We start from the raw sequence: 18201 nt of genomic DNA on the forward strand, positions 1-18201 counted from the left end.
GGGCCGGCCTTGTATCGCGCGATCGCCAGGAACAAGCGCAACACCGTCTTCATCATCCTGTTCTTCCTCGCCATCATCGGCGGGCTGGGATGGCTGGCCGCGGTCGTCTACCAGGACCTCACGATCGTCGTCGTGACGCTCGTCGTGGCGACCGGGTACGCGCTCATCCAGTACTTCACGGCCGACCGCCAGGCGCTCTCGATGTCGGGGGCGATCGAGGTCCGGTCGAAGGCCGACCACCCGCGCCTCTGGCGCACGGTCGAGAACCTCTCGATCGCGACGGGCACGCCGATGCCGCGCGTCTACGTGATCTCGGACCCCGCGCCCAACGCGTTCGCGACCGGCCGCGATCCCGAGCACGCCGTCGTCGTGGCGACGACGGGTCTCCTCGAGATCATGGACGACGCCGAGCTCGAGGGCGTCATGGCGCATGAGCTCGGGCACGTGCGCAACTACGACATCCGGCTGTCGATGATCGTGTTCGGGCTCGTGGTCGCGGTCGGCTTCATCTCCGACATGTTCGTGCGCATGGCGTTCTTCGGTCGCAACAACAACAACTCGAACCCGATCGTCATGGTGTTCGGCCTCGTTGCGATGCTCATCGCGCCGCTCGTCGCGAGCCTCGTGCAGCTCGCCGTCTCCCGACAGCGCGAGTACCTCGCCGACGCGACGGGGGCGATGACCACGCGGCATCCCGACGCCCTCGCGCGGGCCCTCGAGAAGCTCGAGGCGTACGGCCGGCCGATGCAGCGGCAGAACTCGTCGATGGCGCACCTCTGGATCGCCGACCCGCTGAAGCCGGGCGTCATGAGCCGACTCTTCGCGACCCACCCGCCGATCGCCGATCGGGTCAAGCGACTCGAGGAGATGGGCGGCAGCTTCTAGCCGACCTCGACGAGCTGCGGAGCGGACCCGAGTTCGGCCGCGAGCGCGGGGGAGAGGTCGCCACGACCGGTGACCAGCACGTCGTCGAGACCCTGCCAGGCCGCCGCTCGGCGCAGCACGGGCACCAGCCGCGCCGCCGTGTCTGCCGGGGCATCGGGCTCGGTCCACGCGGACTGCACGCGCAGGACGCCCGCCTTGCGGTCGCTCTTGAGATCGACCCGGCCGACCACGCGATCGTCGATGAGCAACGGCAGCGAGTAGTAGCCGAACCGGCGGTCGGGCTCTGGCGTGTAGATCTCGATGCGGTAGTGGAAGTCGAACAGACGCTCGGTGCGTGGGCGGAACCACACGACCGGATCGAACGGCGACAACAGCGCGACGGTCTCGATGCGGCGCGGTCGCCGGGCATCGCGATGCACCCAGGCCGGCGTCGCCCGGCTGCCGGTGCGCCAACCGGGTACCTCGACCGGGAGGAGCACGCCGGCAGCCTCGAGTTCGGCGATCGCCTGGCGCACCGGCGCCCGCTTCATGCGCCAGTAGTCCGCGAGATCGGCTTCGGTGGCGATGCCGTAGGCGCTGGCCGCGAGCGCGACGAGCGTGCGGACGGCCTCGTCGACGGGCGGAGACGCGTCGAGCAGCTCGGCGGGCAGCGCCTGCTCGGGCAGGGCGTAGACGCGCTCGAACCGCTGCCGGTCGACGCAGACGACGTCGCCGGTGCGGAACATCATCTCGAGGGTGCGCTTCACGTCGGACCAGCCCCACCAGGGGCCGCGCCGCACGTTCGCATCGTGCTCGATCTCGCTCGCGCGGAGCGGACCCTTCTCGGTCAGCTCGGCGCGCAGCCAGCCGGCGAGCCCGTGCTCGTCGGCCACCCAGCCGCCCCAGTCGTTGCCGGCCTGCCGGTACTCGTCGCGCCGGAACTCGAACAACGGCCACAGCTCGCGCGGGATGTACGCCGCCTGATGCGCCCAGTACTCGACCATGCGCCCGCGACGGCCAGACGTGATGCGATCGAGAAGCGACCGGTCGTAGTCGCCGACCCGGCTGAAGGCCGGCAGGTAGTGGCTGCGCTCGAACACGTTGACCGAGTCGATCTGGAGCAGGCCGAGCCGGTCGACCACGCCGTTCAGGGCGCGGGTGCCGGCGGCCTCGGGGTGCGGGCGGGAGAAGCCCTGCGCGGCCAGTGCGATGCGGCGGGCGAGGGCGGGACTGACGACGTCGACCATGGTGACACCGACGCTAGCGTCCGCCACCGACATCGGCGAGCGGCGCCCGCCCCGGGCACGGCATGCCGAGGTGCGCATACGCCGTGCCTAGACTGGATGAATGGCGGACTCGGGCGGGGCGGGACGAGGCGGACGACGCGCACGACGATGGTTCGGCTTCGGTGCTGCGCCCGAGCCGGCGGCGAAGCAGGTCCACGAACCCGCGAGCGGTGATGTCGAATCGAGCGTGCCCTACGGCGTCCGCCTCGCCGGTGCATGGTCGTGGCGTCTGCTGCTGATCGCCGGGGTGCTCGCGGTCGTCGTCTTCCTCGTCATCCAGTTGCGGCTCATCCTGATCCCGCTCCTCGTCGCGGTGCTCCTCAGCGCCCTGCTCGTGCCCTTCTCCGCGTTCCTCCGGCGGCACGGCTGGCCGAAGTGGCTCGCGGTCGCCGTCGCGATGCTCTCCGCACTCGCCGTCGTCGGCGGACTGCTCACGCTCGGCATCTGGCAGATCGTGCGCGGGGCCGACGAACTCACCGCCCAGTCGCTCGTCGCGTGGGACGATTTCCGTGCCTGGCTCCTCGCCGGTCCGCTGCACATCACCGAGGCGCAGCTCAACGATTGGGTCGAGCAGGCCGTCACCGCGGTGCAGCAGGACATGGGCATCATCTGGAGCGGGGCGCTCTCGCTCGGATCGACGGTCGGTCATTTCCTCGCCGGCATGCTGCTCGCCCTCTTCGCCACGCTCTTCATGCTGATCGACGGCCGTGGCATCTGGAACTGGATCGTCGGCATCTTCCCACGACGGGCGCGCACCGCCGTCGACGGTGCCGGCCAGGCCGGCTGGGAGACGCTGCAGAACTTCGTCCGCGTGCAGATCCTCGTCGCGACGATCGACGCGATCGGCATCGGACTCGGTGCGTTCTTCCTCGGGCTGCCGCTCGCCATCCCGATCGCCATCCTCGTGTTCCTCGGGTCGTTCATCCCGATCGTCGGCGCCGTCGTCACGGGTGCACTCGCGGTGTTCGTCGCGCTCGTGTACAGCGGCTTCTGGCCGGCCGTGATCATGCTCGGCATCGTGCTGCTCGTGCAGCAGATCGAGGGGCACGTGCTGCAACCGCTCATCATGGGCACCGCGGTCAAGGTGCATCCGCTGGGCGTCGTCGTCGCAGTCGCGACCGGGTCGTTCCTCGCGGGCATCCCTGGCGCGCTCTTCGCGGTGCCGGTCGCGGCGGTCGTCAACGTGATGATCCTGTACATCTCGAGCGGCGACTGGAAGGACGACGCCCCGCCGTCGACCGTCGCCGTGCGTTCGCCGCTGTGGCGCACCGTCCCGCAGCGTCCCGGCTTCCAGCGAGGAGAATGAACGAGTTGAACCACACGATCGCCGGCCCCGCGCTCGCCGACTTCGAGGCCGCCCGCGACATCGTCGCCCGCGTCGCCCGCACGACGCCGATGGAGTCCTCCCGCTACCTGGAGCGGGTGCTCGGCGCGCCCGTGCGCCTCAAGTGCGAGAACCTGCAGCGCACGGGTTCGTACAAGCTGCGCGGCGCCTACCACCGCATGTCCTCGCTGACGCCGGAGGAGCGAGCGCGCGGCGTCGTCGCCGCCTCGGCCGGCAACCACGCCCAAGGCGTCGCATTCGCCGCACGCGAGCTCGGCATCCGCGCCACGATCTTCATGCCGGTCGGCGTCGCCCTGCCGAAGCTCGAGGCGACGAAGGCCTACGGCGCCGACGTCGTGCTCGCGGGAGCCTCGGTCGGCGAGACGCTCGAAGCGGCAGCCGCCTTCGCGGCGGAGACCGGTGCGGTCGTGATCCCGCCCTTCGACCACGTCGACGTCGTCACGGGTCAGGGCACCCTCGGGCTCGAGATCCTCGACCAGGCGCCCGACGCCACGACGATCGTCGTGCCGATCGGCGGCGGCGGCCTCGCCGCCGGTATCGCGAGTGCGGCCAAGCAGCGGGCCGCGGCGGAGGGGCGCAGCATCCGGATCATCGGCGTCCAGTCCGAGAACGCGGCGCCGTACGTCGCCTCGCTCGCGGCGGGGGCTCCGCAGACGGTGCCGGTCGTGCCGACCATCGCCGACGGCATCGCCGTCTACCGGCCCGGCGAACTCAACTTCGAGATCATCCGCGACGCGGTCGACGAGGTCGTCACCGTCACCGAGGACGACATCGCTCGCGCACTGCTCGTGCTGCTCGAGCGCGCGAAGCTCGTCGTCGAACCCGCCGGTGCCGTCGCCGTCGCCGCGATCATGAAGGGGGCCGTGCCGAACGACGGCCCGGTGGTCGCGGTGCTCTCGGGCGGCAACATCGACCCGCTGCTCATGCAGCGCGTCATCGCGCACGGGCTCGCCGCCTCCGGCCGCTACCTCACGGTCCGCGTCGGCCTTCCCGACCGGCCCGGCCAGCTCGTGCGCGTCGCCGAGCTGCTCGCGGGTTCGCATGCGAACGTCGTCGAGGTGCTGCACACGCGCCACGGCCGCGGCATGCAGATCTCCGAGGTCGAGATCGACATCTCGGTCGAGACGCGCGGGCCCGAGCATCGCGCCGAGGTCGTCGAAGTCCTGCGCCGTGCCGGCTACGAACCGGTCGTGCTCGACGACTGAGCAGCCGCCGTCTCAGGAGACCGGCGCGGAATCAGGACGATCCTCGTGGTCTCGTCCTGAACAGCGGACTTTCTCCTGAACCGGTGCTGCTCGCCGCCGAGACGCGAAGAGCGGATGCCTCCGAGGCATCCGCTCTTCGCGCTGGACCGGTCGCGGGCGACTACTGGCCGCCCCAGGTGTCGACGCTCGTGATCTCCACGACGATCTCGCGACCGTTGGGCGCGGTGTAGCTCGTCTTCTCGCCGACCTTGAGGCCGAGGATGGCGGCGCCGAGCGGCGACTGCTCGCTCCACACGTCGAGCTCGGAATCACCGGCGATCTCACGGCTGCCGATGAGGAACGTCTCTTCGTCGCCGGCGATCACGGCGGTGATGACGGTGCCCGACTCGACGATGCCCTTCGACGCGGGCGCCTCGCCGACCTCGGCGGTCTTCAGCAGCTCCTTGAGCTGGCGGATCCGGGCCTCGATCTTGCCCTGCTCGTCCTTCGCAGCGTGGTAGCCGCCGTTCTCCTTGAGGTCGCCCTCTTCGCGGGCCGCCTCGATGCGCTTCGCGATCTCCTCGCGACCGGTCGTCGAGAGCTGCTCGAGCTCGCCCGCGAGTCGGTCGTAGGCGTCCTGGGTGAGCCAGGTGACAGTGGCGTCCTGCGCCATGATGCACACTCCTGTGTCGGGATACCCGGTGCGGTCCCCCTCGCGGGCATGGAGCCCGCGAAGCCGCGCCGGATAGACGTGTCGCCCCGACATGGGTCGGGGCGAATGACCCATGTTAGGTGAGCCAGCAGCGGTAAATCAAACCGGTGTTCGCCTCCTGCGCCGTGCGAACGGTCTCGGTGAGCGCGCGGATGTGCTCGGTCGACGGCGGCACGATGATCGTCTTCCAGCCGACGATGGCGAAGTCGGCGTTGAGGGCCTGCACGATGCAAGCGGTCTCGTTGCCGGGCGGGACCGAGAGGTTCCAGCTCACCTCGACCGCGCGCTCCTCGTTCATGAGCCGGTGGCCGGTGTCGGTGACCTCGACCTGCGGCTTCGAGCCGTCGAGGCCGGCCCAGACGACCCACGCGACGATCACGACGGCGACCGCGACGGCTCCGGCGATGAGCAGGAACCGATCACGCGAGCGGTTGCGGCGCGTGCGGCCGTACCGTTCGTCGAGCGACGTGGTCACGGGGCTCCTTCGGAGGTGGATCGACTAGGCTGCATCAAGCCTAAACCCGCCCCCTGAGGGCAGGATCCATCCCCGAAAGGCTGGCCGATGCTCGTCGACTCCGTCCGTTCCCTGCTGTCCTCGGCGACGCTGGTCCTCGCCGACGGCAAGGAGGAGTTCGACCCCGACACGGTCACCCCCGGCGTATGGGGCTTCGTCGTCACGTTCCTCGTGATGGTGGCGGTGCTGCTGCTCGTCCTCGACATGGTCCGCCGCATCCGCCGCACCAACTACCGCGCGCAGGTGCGCGCGCAGATCGACGCCGAGAACGAGGCGGCGGCACGCGACGCGGAGCTCGCCGAGTTCGGCGAGGGCGACGACCGGCCGGATGCCTCGGGCGAGGCGCCCGACCGCCCGACCGAGTAGCTCGGGGCGGGTCTCGACGCGGTCCTTCGTCGCGACTGGCCACCGGACGCCGGCGTCGATCAGCCCACGTGGTAGACCGGTGCCATCGCGATGAGCAGCGTCGCGGTCCAGTGGCACATGAAGGCGAGCACCGTGCACACGTGGAAGATCTCGTGGAAGCCGAAGACGCCGGGCCACGGGTTCGGCCTCTTCAGGCCGTAGACGACCGCGCCGACCGTGTAGAGCAGGCCGCCGACGATGACGAGCACCATCATCGCGACGTTCGCCGCGAGCAGGTCGCCGAGGTACATCACCGCGGCCCAGCCGAGCAGCAGGTAGAGCGGAACGTACAGCCAGCGCGGCGCATGGATCCAGAACACCCGGAACCCGATGCCGAGCAGGGCCCCGCCCCACACGATCGCGAGCAGCAGCCAGCCCTTCGCCGGCGGGAGGGCGAGGATGGCGAGCGGCGTGTAGGTGCCCGCGATCAGCAGGAAGATGTTCGCGTGGTCGATGCGCTTGAGCACGACCTTCGTCTTCGGCTTCCAGTTGAAGCGGTGGTACAGCGCCGAGTTGCCGAACAGCAGCATCGACGTCAGCATGAACACGGCCGAGGCCCATTTCGCGGGCGCACCCTGCGCGAGGCAGATGAGCACGATGCCCGCCGCGATGGCGACGGGGAAGGTGCCGGCGTGGATCCACCCCCGCCACGTCGGCTTCACCTCGACCGCGTGGTTCAACGAGTCGTCCAGCAGCGGGATGTTCGGCAGGTCGGGGCCGTGCTCCTCGCGTGACACCGCGAGGTCGCCCGGGTCGTCGGGAGCCACGGGCCGCGCGAACTCGTCTGCGAGATCCGCGGGGTCGTGGTGGCGCTCAGGGGTCATGGTCACAGCGTAGGGCCTGCCCCATCACGGTCCGCTGTGAGTTCGAGGAGGGTGAGGGGGTAGCGTAGTGCCGTGCAGACGAGCGATCAGCCCCTCGGTCGCGGGATCCTCTACCGGCTCTACCAGAACCGGCTCCGTCGCGGACTCGACCCCGCCGGCCTGCCCCGCCACGTCGCGATGATCATCGACGGCAACCGTCGCTGGGCGAAGCAGCTCGGCTATCGCACGGCGGCCGACGGGCACCGGGCGGGCGCCGCGAAGATGCGGGAGTTCCTCGAGTGGTGCGACGACCTCGGCATCTCGACCGTCACGCTCTACCTGCTCTCGAGCGACAACCTCGGCAACCGCCCCGGCGACGAGCTCTCGGACCTCTTCGAGATCATCGCCGACCTCGCTGAGGAGCTCAGTCACTACCGGGACTGGCGCGTGCAGCACGTCGGCAGCGACACGGGGCTGCCCGGGCCGCTCGTCGCCGCGCTCGACGCCGCCGAGCACCGCACGGCCGACAAGCACGGCCTGCACGTCAACCTCGCGGTCGGCTACGGCGGCCGCAAGGAGATCACCGACGCCATGCGCTCGATCGTCGCTGCGCACCACGCCGAGGGTCGCAGCCTCGAAGACCTGGCCGAGCGGCTCACGCCCGACCTCATCGGCGAGCACCTCTACACGGGCGGCCAGCCCGACCCCGACCTCGTGATCCGCACCTCGGGCGAGCAGCGGCTCAGCGACTTCATGCTCTGGCAGTCGGCGCACTCCGAGTTCTACTTCGTCGAGGCGCTCGGCCCCGACCTGCGCAAGGTCGACTTCCTCCGGGCGCTCCGCGACTACGCGAAACGCCATCGCCGATTCGGCGGCTGACTACCCGTTCTCGCGGCGGCGCGCTGCGAGGCATCCACCCGTTCTGTCATGATGATCGACGGAGAAGGGGGCACGCAACGTGACCATCGACGATTTCACCGCCGGCTTCACCGAGGAGCCGGGGTACCTCGACTACGGCCGCGTGGGGCCGCTCTCGACGGCCGCCGCGGAGGAGACCCTCGCATTCACCCAGGTACTGCAGCGCGCCCGGCACGGCAGCCTCGACGCATTCGGCGAGCAGGACTCGCGCGTGCGCGCGGCCGCCTCGGCGCTGACCGGTTTCCCGGTCGACCAGATCGCGTTCGAGCCGAACGCGACGACCGGCCTCATGCACGCCATGTTCGGGCTCACCGGGGGAGTGCTGCTGTCGGCCGAGGAGTTCCCGAGCCTGCCCATCGCCGCCGTGCGTGCGCAGGAGGCGCTGCACACGGTCCAGCCGGTGTGGCTCGAGACCGACCACGGCAAGGTGACGCCGGGGCAGATCCGCGAACAGCTCGAGCAGGGCGTCGTCGCCGTCGCGGTGAGCCTCGTCGACTCGCGCACCGGCTACCTCTGCGACATCGAGGGCGTCCGGCAGGTGATCGGCGACCGACTGCTCATCGTCGACGCGATCCAGGGCTTCGGCATCGTCGACGCCCCCTGGGAGGCGGCCGATGTCGTCGTCACGGGCGGGCATAAGTGGTGCCGTGCGGGCTGGGGCACCGGCATCCTGGCGCTCTCCGACCGGGCTCTCGAGCGACTCACGCCCGTCTTCTCCGGATTCAGCGCGACCGAGGAGGCCGAGCCGTGGGGCCATGTGCCCCCGCCGGCGCCCGACGCCCGCGCCTACCGAGTCTCGAACCCCGACCCGCTCGCGCAGGCGCGCCTCGCGGCCGCGCTCGAGGAGATCGCCGACGTGACCGTGCCGGTGATCAACGCCGCCGTCGCCGATCGGGTGAGCCGGGTGATCGAGCTCGCCGACGAGTACGCCATTCCCGTGGCGTCGTCGCGCGACGAGCAGGAGCGCGCGGGCATCGTCGTGCTCGAACCGCCGGCAGACCAGGTCACGGTGCTCACCGCCTCGCTGCACAACCACGGTGTGACGGCGACGACCAGGCTCGGGACGGTGCGGCTCTCGATCCACGCCGCGACGAGCGAGGAGACGCTCGAGATGCTGCGGGGCGCGTTCGTCTCGTACTCGACGGCCGCCTCCTACTGAGGCCGGTCACCGCGCACGATCGGGATGCCTCGGCGCCGGCGCCGGCGCCGAGGCATCCGCCGTCCGAAGGTGAACACGACATGACGATGCGCGTGTCGCTTCCGCGGATCCAGCGGGCCGGACGTAGGTTCGGCTCAACGGGTAGATCACCCGTTCGGGTCGGCCACCGGAACCGACTTCGGGAGGGATCGGCGGCAGGCGCGTGAACCGGGCAGGAATGCTCGGGGCGGGAGCGGTTGTGGCGTCATCGGTTACTCCTGATTCGGTCGGTCGTTCGGACGTTCGCGCGGGGGAGCGCGACGCAGCGGAGCCCCGCGAGGGCGTTGCACAGGCCGAGCGCACGTACGTGCTCGACACGTCGGTGCTGCTCAGCGATCCGCGCGCACTCTTCAACTTCGCCGAACACGCGGTGGTGCTGCCCGTCGTGGTCATCACCGAGCTCGAGGCGAAGCGCAACGACCCCGAGATCGGGTACTTCGCGCGGCAGTCGCTGCGCATCCTCGACGAGTTGCGCGTCGCACACGAGCGGCTCGACTTCCCGATCCCCGTGGGCGACGGCGGTTCGCTCAGGGTCGAGCTCAACCACTCGAATCCGAAGGTGCTGCCGTCGGGGCTCCAGCTCGGCGACAACGACTCGCGGATCCTCGCCTGCGCGGCGAACCTGCAGCAGGACGGCGTGCCGGTGACGGTCGTCTCGAAGGACCTGCCGCTGCGCGTGAAGGCCGCATCGATCGGCCTCGACGCGCAGGAGTACCGGCACGAGCTCGCGCTCGACTCGGGCTGGACCGGCATGGCCGAGCTCTCGCTCGGCTCGAACGACATGGCGAAGCTCTACGAGCACGAGTCGATGATCACGCGCGAGGTGGAAGGGCTGCCGGTCAACACGGGCCTCGTCATCCACTCCGACCGGGGCTCGGCACTCGGCCGCGTCGTGGGCGACGGCGAGGTGAAGCTCGTGCGCGGCGACCGCGAGGTCTTCGGCCTGCACGGCCGGTCGGCCGAGCAGCGCCTCGCGATCGACCTGCTGCTCGACCCCGAGATCGGCATCCTCTCGCTCGGCGGCCGGGCAGGCACCGGCAAGTCGGCGCTCGCGCTGTGCGCCGGGCTCGAGATGGTGCTCGAGCGCCAGCAGCACAAGAAGATCATGGTGTTCCGCCCGCTCTACGCCGTCGGCGGCCAGGAGCTCGGGTACCTGCCGGGCGACCAGGGCGAGAAGATGAATCCCTGGGGCCAGGCGGTGTTCGACACCCTCGGCTCGGTCGTCTCCGACAACGTGCTCGACGAGGTCGTCGACCGGGGCATCCTCGAGGTGCTGCCGCTCACGCACATCCGCGGACGATCGCTGCACGACGCCTTCGTGATCGTCGACGAGGCGCAGTCGCTCGAGCGCAACGTGCTGCTCACGGTGCTCAGCCGTATCGGCCAGAACTCGCGGGTCGTGCTCACCCACGACGTCGCCCAGCGCGACAACCTGCGCGTCGGCCGGCACGACGGCATCGCGAGCGTCATCGAGACGCTGAAGGACCACCCGCTGTTCGCGCACATCACGCTCACGCGCAGCGAGCGGTCGGCGATCGCGGCGCTGGTGTCGGAACTGCTCGACGGGGCCGAGCTGGCGTAGCGGGGCTCGCTCGGCGGGGCGGCGCACCGAGCCTCTCCGGGCGCTGGACCGCGGGCGTGGAAGCCGATGCCGCAGTGCGCGATGTCGGTGGAAGGCGGCACGATATCGGCATGCCTGCAGACACCGCGCCCGCGAACGTGATCCGAGCCCTCTGGACGAGGATGCAGGCCAGGGACTGGGCGGGTGTGCGCGCACTGCTCGCCGACGAGCTCGTCGTCGAGTGGTTCGCCTCGCTCGAGCGCATCGTCGGCCCCGAGAACTTCGTCGCCGTCAATGCCGAATACCCCGAGGGGTGGTCGATCCGCATCATCTCGATCGTCGCCGACGGCGACCGGGTCGTCTCCGAGGTCGAGGTGCCGCACGAGGGCGTCGGCGTGTTCCGTGCCGCCTCCTTCTGGCGCGTGCGCGAGGGGCTGATCGTCGAGGGTCGCGAGTACTGGACGACGCGCGGCGGCGACGCGGCGCCCGAGTGGCGACGTCATCTGGTCGAGCCGATCGCCTGAGTCGTGACCGGCTCGCCGGCCCAGAGATCGCGCCGCGGCCAGCTCCGCCCCTGGGGGCGCCGCCCGACGCGCGTCGAGCTTTCTCGCACCTGCCCAACACGACGGATGCCTCGTGCCGGCAGCCGGCACGAGGCATCCTCATCGGTGACGTTACTTCGCCTGCGGGGGGCGCGTCATCGAGAGCAGGTCGAGGGCCGAGTCGAGCTGCTCGACCGTCAGGTCGCCGCGCTCGACGTAGCCGAGGTCGATGACGGCCTCGCGCACCGTGATGCCCTTGGCGACCGAGTGCTTCGCGATCTTCGCGGCGGCCTCGTAGCCGATGAGCTTGTTGAGCGGCGTCACGATGGAGGGTGACATGCCGGCGAGGGCCGTCGCGCGCTCGACGTTCGCCTCGAGGCCGTCGATGGTCTTGTCGGCGAGGACGCGCACCGAGTTGGCGAGCAGGCGGATCGACTCGAGGAGCGCGGTGCCCATGACCGGGATCTGCACGTTGAGCTCGAACGCGCCCGAGGCGCCGCCCCACGCGATGGTCGCGTCGTTGCCGATGACCCGGGCGCACACCATGAGCACGGCCTCGGGCACGACCGGGTTGACCTTGCCGGGCATGATCGAGGAGCCCGGCTGCAGGTCGGGGATGTGCAATTCGCCGAGGCCGGTGTTCGGGCCCGAGCCCATCCAGCGCAGGTCGTTGGCGATCTTCGTGAGGCTCACCGCGATCGTGCGGAGCGCGCTCGACGCGTCGACGAGGCCGTCGCGGTTCGCCTGCGCTTCGAAGTGGTCGGCCGCCTCGGTGATCGGCAGCTCGGTCTCGGACTGCAGCAGCTCGATGACGAGCTGCGGGAAGCCGGCCGGGGTGTTGATGCCCGTGCCGACGGCGGTGCCGCCGAGCGGGACCTCGGCGACGCGGGGGAGCGCCGAGCGCACGCGCTCGATGCCGAGGCGCACCTGGCGGGCGTAGCCGCCGAACTCCTGGCCGAGGGTGACGGGCGTCGCGTCCATGAGGTGGGTGCGACCGGCCTTCACGACGCCGGCCCACAGCTCGGCCTTCGCCTCGAGGGCGACCGCGAGGTGGTCGAGCGCCGGGATGAGGTCGTCGATGAGCGCGGCCGTCACCGCGATGTGCACCGAGGTCGGGAACACGTCGTTCGACGACTGCGAGGCGTTGACGTGGTCGTTCGGGTGCACGGCGCTGCCGAGCTTCGAGGTCGCGAGCGTCGCGAGCACCTCGTTCATGTTCATGTTCGAGCTCGTGCCCGAGCCGGTCTGGTACACGTCGACCGGGAAGTGCTCGGTGAAGCCGTGTGCGCCCGAGATGACCTCGTCGGCGGCGGCCACGATCGCGTCGGCGATGCCCTGGTCGAGAACGCCGAGGCGCGCGTTGGCCTGCGCTGCCGCCTTCTTGATGCGGGCGAGCGCCTGGATCTGCTGGGGCTCGAGACCCGACCCCGAGATGGGGAAGTTCTCGACCGCGCGCTGCGTCTGCGCCCGGTACAGGGCCCGCGCGGGCACCCGCACCTCGCCCATCGTGTCGTGTTCGATGCGGTAGTCGGCGGCGTTGTCCACCACGGTGTGCTTCCCCTTTTCTGCGATGCCGGTGGGCCCGGCTGCGATGCCGGCGCGGCCGGCGAATGCCGCGCGCGGCGGCGTCAGATGCGACCGATGACGATGTCGGTCTCGACGCGACCTTCGAACAGTCGGTAGTTCGCGCCGACGATAGCCAGCGTACCTGCTGCGACCGCGTCGCTGATCATCTCGGAGCTCTCGACGAGCTCGGTGACGGTGTTGCGCAGGTGCTCACGACCGACGAACGCGGTGTCGACATGGCTCGGCTCGATCGGGCCGTCGCCGCCGGCGACCTTGCGCACCGCGGGGACGATCTTCTCGACGAGACCCGCGATGTGAGGCGGCAGCGGCGCGGCGTCGGGCGCCTGCGAGTCGATCGCGGCGCGCACCGCCCCGCACTCGTCGTGTGCCAGCACGATGATGACCGGCACGTCGAGGATGCCCACGGCGTACTCGAGCGAGCCGAGGGCCGACGGCGTCACCACCTGGCCGGCGTTGCGCACGACGAACGCGTCGCCGAGGCCGACGTCGAAGATGATCTCGGCGGCGAGGCGCGAGTCGCTGCAGCCGAAGATCGCCACGATGGGCCGCTGGGCGCGCGCGAGCGAGCCGCGGTGGTCGATGTCCTGGCGGGGGTGCTCGGGCTCGCCGGCGATGAAGCGCTCGTTGCCCCGGCGCAACTCGCGCCACGTGGCGGCCGGAGTGTCGGGACGGGCGGTGGGCGCATCGTTCGGCTGCTCGGTCACGTGGCTCCTCGTGGTCTAGTCCTGCGCCTCGATCGTCGGCGTGATCGCCGTGGCGAAGGTGGCGAACTCTTCGGGGGTGGCCGTGCCGAGCAGCACGAAGGTGCTGCCGCCCGACTCGGTGGTCAGTGCGTACCGCGCGTTGCCGACGTCGGCGTCGGTCTTGCGGTTGTCGTAGATGGTCCAGTCGACGCCGTCGATGTTCACGGTCCCCGTCGCGAGGGTGCGCGCGAGCTGGTTCGCGACCCAGGTCGGGTTCGCGTCGAAGCCCTGGTACAGGCCGAGGTACTCGTCGCTCGGCGTGAGATAACCCGCGTACCAGGCGGTGACGTCGTCGGTCTTGTCGGTACGCAGCTCGGCGGCGTTGGCGCGCCAGCCCTCGGGCAGCTCGGGCACGGCGATCGGCTCGTCGCGGACCGCCTGCACCTGCTCGGCGACGGCGGAGACGTCGATGTCGCGATCGATCGGGGTGTCGCTGCGCGGCACCATGAGCACGATCACGACGACGATCGCGAGGCTCGCGCCGAGCGCGAGCACGAGGTTCTTGAGGGTCTGGCGCTGCCGGTGCTTGAGCGAGGCGTCGGCCTTGCGGGCGGCCGTCTCGGCCGGGGTCTCGGGGCGGCCGAGCTCGGCGACGACCCGTGGTGCGCGTTCGGCCATCAGCGCTCGTCGCCTTCGGGGTCGGCCGAGTCGCGACCCGACAGGGATGCCGCGGTGCCGGCCCGCGCCGCGTCGAGGCGTGCCTTCGCGCCGATGAGCCACTCCTCGCAGCGGGCCGCGAGGGCCTCGCCGCGCTCCCACAGCGCGAGCGACTGCTCGAGCGTGGCCGAACCCTGCTCGAGCTCGCCGACGACGCGCACGAGCTCGTCGCGCGCCTGCTCGTAGCTCAGCTCGGCGACATCGGGGGTGGAGGGCATGGGGCCCATTCTATTCGCCGCCGCCGACCGGCTCGGTCGCGCCCGCGTCGCCCGATCGGGCCGGCGCCGGCGCCTCGCCCTCGGATCTCGCCGAGATGGCGCCGGCGGCGAGCGTCACCGTGAGCGCTGCGCCGACGGGCGCAGCGGCCGGCGAGGTCACGACGTGTCCGTCGGTACCCTGCACGATCGCGTACCCGCGGTCGAGCGTCGCCTGCGGCGACAACGCCCGGAGGTGACCGCGGAGCTCGCCGATCCGGTGCGTCTGCCGTTCGATGGAACGCTCGACGAGCTCGACGCCGCGTGCGACCCAGCGCGTGAGGTCTTCGGCCCGGCGGTCGACGATCCACGAGGTGTCGGCGAGCGCCGGGCGAGAACGCAGGTGTCCGACGCGGTCGATCTCGTGGGCGACCAGCGTGCGCAGGCGGAGTGCGATGCGGGCGCGGGCCTGCTCGACGCGCAGCAGTTCTTCGCCGACGTCGGGCACGACGCGCTTGGCCGCGTCGGTCGGGGTCGAGGCGCGCAGGTCGGCGACCTCGTCGAGCAGGGGTCGGTCGGCCTCGTGCCCGATGGCGCTCACGATGGGGGTCGTCGCCTCGGCGGCGGCGCGCACGACCCGTTCGTCGCTGAAGCCGAGCAGGTTCTGGAAGTCGCCGCCGCCGCGCGCGACGATGATGACCTCGACGTCGGGGTCGGCGTCGAGGCGCCGGATCGCCGAGACGACCTCGCTCGCGGTGCGGTCGCCCTGCACGGCCGCGTGCACGACGCGGAACTCGACGGCCGGCCAGCGGAGCCGCGCGTTGCGCAGCACGTCCTTCTCGGCGTCGCTGTCTCTGCCGGTGACGAGCCCGACGACGCCCGGGAGGAACGGCAGCCGACGCTTGCGATCGCGGTCGAAGAGTCCTTCGGCTGCGAGCTGGGCTCGCAGACGCTCGAGTCGCTCGAGCAGGTCGCCGAGGCCGACGTGCTTCATCTCGAAGACCTGCATCGACAGCGAGCCGCCCTTGACCCACCAGTTCGGCTTCACGAGGGCGACGACGCGGTCGCCCTGCTTGAACTCCTCGCCGAGTCGAGCCCTGACCGACGACCAGATCTGGAACGAGACCGTCGCGTCGGCGTCGAGGTCCTTCAGCTTGCCGTAGACGTTGCCGCCCGACACGCCCCACTGGGTGAGCTCGCCCTCGACCCACACCGTTCCGAGACGATCGATGTACTGCTTGAGCTTGCCCGAGAGGAGAGCGACCGGCCACGGCGCCTCGCGTGTCGCCGGAGCATCCGTCACCGTGGCCTCCCAGCCGCCCGCCTGCGTGCGCCGCGTAGACTCGGCATCGTGACGAGCTTGACTGATGCCCCGCGGATCGGCCTTGGCATGCCCAGAATCCCGAGCGTGCGCGGCCGGCTCAAGGATAACCCGGTCGACCGACCCAAGCGCGTGCTGCTCGCGGCGCCCCGAGGCTACTGCGCCGGTGTCGACCGCGCGGTGATCGCGGTCGAGAAGGCGCTCGAGCACTACGGCGCACCGGTGTACGTGCGCAAGCAGATCGTGCACAACATCCACGTCGTCACCGAGCTCGAGAAGCAGGGGGCGATCTTCGTCGACGAGGTCGACGAGGTGCCCGAGGGCGCCCACATCGTGTTCAGCGCCCACGGCGTCGCGCCCGCCGTCGTGAACGCCGCGTCCGACCGCGGCCTGCACGCGATCGATGCGACCTGCCCGCTGGTCACGAAGGTGCACCGCGAGGCCGTGCGGTTCGCGCGCGACGACTTCGAGATCCTGCTCATCGGCCACGAGGGCCACGAAGAGGTCGAGGGCACCGCCGGCGAGGCGCCAGATCACGTCACCCTCGTGAACAGCCCCGACGACGTGCCCAACATCGAGGTGCGCGACCCCGACAAGGTCGTGTGGCTCTCGCAGACGACGCTCTCGGTCGACGAGACGATGGAGACGGTGCGGCGCCTGCGCGAACGGTTCCCGAATCTGCAGGACCCGCCCAGCGACGACATCTGCTACGCCACCCAGAATCGCCAGGTCGCGATCAAGAAGGTCGCGCAGGAGGCCGAGCTCGTGATCGTCGTCGGTTCGGCGAACTCGTCGAACAGCGTGCGCCTCGTCGAGGTCGCGCTCGAGAACGGGGCCAAGGCGGCGTACCGGGTCGACTACTCGAGCGAGATCCGCCAGGAGTGGCTCGACGGGGTCGCCACGGTCGGCGTCACGAGCGGCGCCTCGGTGCCCGAGGGCCTCGTGAAAGAAGTGCTGCTCGAGCTCGCCGACGCCGGGTACGCCGAGGTCGACGAGGTGAAGACGGCCGAGGAGGACCTCATGTTCTCGCTGCCGAAGGAGCTCCGCAAGGACCTCCAGGGCAATCGCGACGCGCGTGCGCTCGGAGGCCGCAACCGCGCCGCCGACGCCTGACGCGAGCCCCGATCAGCCCGCCGTCGCGGCGACGGGCTCGCGGCGACCCGCCGACGCCGCCTCGAGCGTGAGTGCGGCGGCGACGATCGCGATGACCGCGGCGAGCTGGGCCGCGCCCGAGGCCAACGCGCCGAGCGGCGCGGTCGCGAGGGCGACGGCCGCGGCACCGAGCCGCCACGCGATCGGGCCGAGCGAGAGCGTGCGCCGATAGGCGGCGTCGGCGACGAGGTACACCGCCGTGCCGCCCGCGACGAGCCAGGCGCCGGATGGCTCGGCCGGGGCGAAGGCATGGCCGAGCAGCTCGTGCAGGCCCGCCGCGAGCAGCACGAGGCCGAAGATCATCGCGAGGTGCTCGAGGTAGAAGGCGACGAGGGCGAGGCGGGTGCGCGCCTCGGCCGGCGCCTCGGCGATCGCCCGCTCCGCGCGTTCGTCGTCACCGGTGAAGTAGCACCACCACAGTGCGGCGACGAGCCCGACCGCGAGCACCGCGCCGACGATGAGCGCCGGCTCGATCTCGTGGCCGGTCGCGCCGACGCCCACCGAGACGATCGACTCGCCGAAGGCGATGATCATGACGAGCCCGTGCCGCTCGACGAAGTGCGTCGCGCCCGGGTCGAACCCGCCGCGCGAGCTCAGCGCGGCGGAGATGAAGAAAGCGGCGAACGGCAGGGTGAAGAGCACCCAGTCGAGCGGGCCCTCGACGAAGCCCGAGCACACGAGCAGCACGCCGACGAGCACGTTCGACGGTCCGACGACGAGCATGCGTCGCGCGGCGGCGCGGCCGCCCCGGTGGATGAACAGGGCGGCGTGGATCACGGCGACGACGATGTAGCTCGCGCCGAACAGCACGCCGGTCGCGCCGAACGCCTCGGGGATCGCCAGCGACATGACGAGGAACGCCGCCATCGCGCCGATGAGCGCGATGCGCACGAACGCGGTGTCGGGCGCGGCCTGATTCGTGAGCCAGGCGAACGCGTCGTACATCCACCACACGAGGCCGAGCACGAGCGCGGCCTGCGCGATGCCGGTGACGTCGGGCTGATGCACGACGATCTCGGCGACGCGGCTGATGGTGAAGACGAAGACGAGGTCGAAGAGGAGCTCGACCGTCGAGACCCGTGAGGCGATGCGGGCGATGCGGTCGGCGGGGAGGTCGCGGCTCGGCACGTCGCCACGGTAGCGCAGGCGCGGCCGCCGGGTCGCTCGCCCTCGGCGAACATGATGTGAGTGAGCGCTCACTCAGTGCTACGCTCG

At 70.9% G+C, this 18201-nt stretch carries 19 protein-coding genes; 9 read left to right on the forward strand and 10 right to left on the reverse strand.

Annotated elements, in window-relative coordinates:
• Nucleotides 1-9: 9 nt before the first annotated feature.
• Complete coding sequence (locus tag ACFWGP_RS16215) at nt 10-885, forward strand: M48 family metalloprotease (protein ID WP_376931359.1); 876 nt, start codon at nt 10-12, stop codon at nt 883-885.
• On the opposite strand, the gene ACFWGP_RS16220 is transcribed toward ACFWGP_RS16215, so the two are convergent.
• Nucleotides 882-2111, reverse strand: coding sequence for a winged helix-turn-helix domain-containing protein (locus tag ACFWGP_RS16220; protein ID WP_376931360.1), 1230 nt, complete (start codon nt 2109-2111; stop codon nt 882-884). The genes ACFWGP_RS16215 and ACFWGP_RS16220 overlap by 4 nt on opposite strands.
• Before the next feature lie 100 nt (nt 2112-2211).
• Here ACFWGP_RS16220 and ACFWGP_RS16225 point away from each other — a divergent pair, with 100 nt between their 5' ends.
• Both ACFWGP_RS16225 and ilvA read left to right on the forward strand, forming a co-directional pair.
• Complete coding sequence (locus ACFWGP_RS16225; protein WP_231430398.1) at nt 2212-3456, forward strand: AI-2E family transporter; 1245 nt, start codon at nt 2212-2214, stop codon at nt 3454-3456.
• On the forward strand, nt 3453-4700 hold the full coding sequence (ilvA, locus tag ACFWGP_RS16230) for a threonine ammonia-lyase (RefSeq protein WP_231430399.1): 1248 nt from the start codon (nt 3453-3455) through the stop codon (nt 4698-4700). Before ACFWGP_RS16225 ends, ilvA begins: the two co-directional genes overlap by 4 nt.
• 160 nt (nt 4701-4860) lie before the next feature.
• Here the strand turns inward: ilvA and greA are convergent, their stop codons facing one another.
• Nucleotides 4861-5352, reverse strand: coding sequence for a transcription elongation factor GreA (greA, locus tag ACFWGP_RS16235; RefSeq protein WP_376931361.1), 492 nt, complete (start codon nt 5350-5352; stop codon nt 4861-4863).
• 115 nt (nt 5353-5467) lie between these two features.
• Nucleotides 5468-5866, reverse strand: coding sequence for a DUF4307 domain-containing protein (locus ACFWGP_RS16240; protein ID WP_231430402.1), 399 nt, complete (start codon nt 5864-5866; stop codon nt 5468-5470).
• An 87-nt stretch (nt 5867-5953) separates the two neighbouring features.
• Here ACFWGP_RS16240 and ACFWGP_RS16245 point away from each other — a divergent pair, with 87 nt between their 5' ends.
• Nucleotides 5954-6271: a hypothetical protein gene (locus ACFWGP_RS16245; RefSeq protein ID WP_231430404.1), complete on the forward strand. Its 318-nt coding sequence runs from the start codon at nt 5954-5956 to the stop codon at nt 6269-6271.
• Between the two features lie 59 nt (nt 6272-6330).
• Here the strand turns inward: ACFWGP_RS16245 and ACFWGP_RS16250 are convergent, their stop codons facing one another.
• Nucleotides 6331-7134 (reverse strand): hemolysin III family protein, encoded by an 804-nt coding sequence (locus ACFWGP_RS16250; protein WP_308191636.1) that lies wholly within the window; start codon nt 7132-7134, stop codon nt 6331-6333.
• A gap of 72 nt (nt 7135-7206) precedes the next feature.
• Between ACFWGP_RS16250 and ACFWGP_RS16255 the strand changes: the two genes are divergently transcribed.
• The 4 genes from ACFWGP_RS16255 (at nt 7207) to ACFWGP_RS16270 (ending at nt 11314) form a co-directional block, all read left to right on the forward strand.
• On the forward strand, nt 7207-7992 hold the full coding sequence (locus ACFWGP_RS16255; RefSeq protein ID WP_231430405.1) for an isoprenyl transferase: 786 nt from the start codon (nt 7207-7209) through the stop codon (nt 7990-7992).
• 79 nt (nt 7993-8071) lie between these two features.
• Entirely contained in the window at nt 8072-9190 is a 1119-nt protein-coding gene (locus ACFWGP_RS16260; RefSeq protein WP_376931362.1) for an aminotransferase class V-fold PLP-dependent enzyme, read from the forward strand.
• A gap of 217 nt (nt 9191-9407) precedes the next feature.
• Nucleotides 9408-10811: a PhoH family protein gene (locus ACFWGP_RS16265; RefSeq protein WP_231432299.1), complete on the forward strand. Its 1404-nt coding sequence runs from the start codon at nt 9408-9410 to the stop codon at nt 10809-10811.
• A gap of 110 nt (nt 10812-10921) precedes the next feature.
• Nucleotides 10922-11314 carry a nuclear transport factor 2 family protein gene (locus ACFWGP_RS16270; RefSeq protein WP_275505644.1) on the forward strand — a complete coding sequence of 131 codons (393 nt, stop codon included), beginning with the start codon at nt 10922-10924 and terminating at the stop codon, nt 11312-11314.
• 150 nt (nt 11315-11464) lie between these two features.
• Here the strand turns inward: ACFWGP_RS16270 and ACFWGP_RS16275 are convergent, their stop codons facing one another.
• The 5 genes from ACFWGP_RS16275 to xseA form a co-directional block, all read right to left on the reverse strand.
• The gene (locus tag ACFWGP_RS16275; protein WP_374201103.1) at nt 11465-12880 is read right to left on the reverse strand and encodes a class II fumarate hydratase; all 1416 of its coding nucleotides are present in this window, start codon (nt 12878-12880) and stop codon (nt 11465-11467) included.
• Nucleotides 12881-12960: 80 nt separating this feature from the next.
• The gene (locus ACFWGP_RS16280) at nt 12961-13623 is read right to left on the reverse strand and encodes a carbonic anhydrase (protein ID WP_376931363.1); all 663 of its coding nucleotides are present in this window, start codon (nt 13621-13623) and stop codon (nt 12961-12963) included.
• Between the two features lie 15 nt (nt 13624-13638).
• A complete protein-coding gene (locus ACFWGP_RS16285) occupies nt 13639-14280 on the reverse strand; it encodes a DUF4245 domain-containing protein (protein WP_231430409.1) in 642 nt (213 codons plus the stop codon).
• Nucleotides 14280-14546, reverse strand: coding sequence for an exodeoxyribonuclease VII small subunit (locus ACFWGP_RS16290; RefSeq protein WP_376931364.1), 267 nt, complete (start codon nt 14544-14546; stop codon nt 14280-14282). Before ACFWGP_RS16290 ends, ACFWGP_RS16285 begins: the two co-directional genes overlap by 1 nt.
• A gap of 1 nt (nt 14547) precedes the next feature.
• Nucleotides 14548-15816 (reverse strand): exodeoxyribonuclease VII large subunit, encoded by a 1269-nt coding sequence (xseA, locus tag ACFWGP_RS16295; protein ID WP_376931365.1) that lies wholly within the window; start codon nt 15814-15816, stop codon nt 14548-14550.
• An 87-nt stretch (nt 15817-15903) separates the two neighbouring features.
• Between xseA and ACFWGP_RS16300 the strand changes: the two genes are divergently transcribed.
• Entirely contained in the window at nt 15904-16947 is a 1044-nt protein-coding gene (locus ACFWGP_RS16300; protein WP_231430412.1) for a 4-hydroxy-3-methylbut-2-enyl diphosphate reductase, read from the forward strand.
• 12 nt (nt 16948-16959) lie between these two features.
• On the opposite strand, the gene ACFWGP_RS16305 is transcribed toward ACFWGP_RS16300, so the two are convergent.
• Complete coding sequence (locus ACFWGP_RS16305; protein WP_231430413.1) at nt 16960-18114, reverse strand: low temperature requirement protein A; 1155 nt, start codon at nt 18112-18114, stop codon at nt 16960-16962.
• Nucleotides 18115-18201 lie beyond the last annotated feature (87 nt).

This window comes from Agromyces sp. NPDC127015 (assembly GCF_042725165.1).
Lineage (GTDB): Bacteria > Actinomycetota > Actinomycetes > Actinomycetales > Microbacteriaceae > Agromyces > Agromyces chromiiresistens.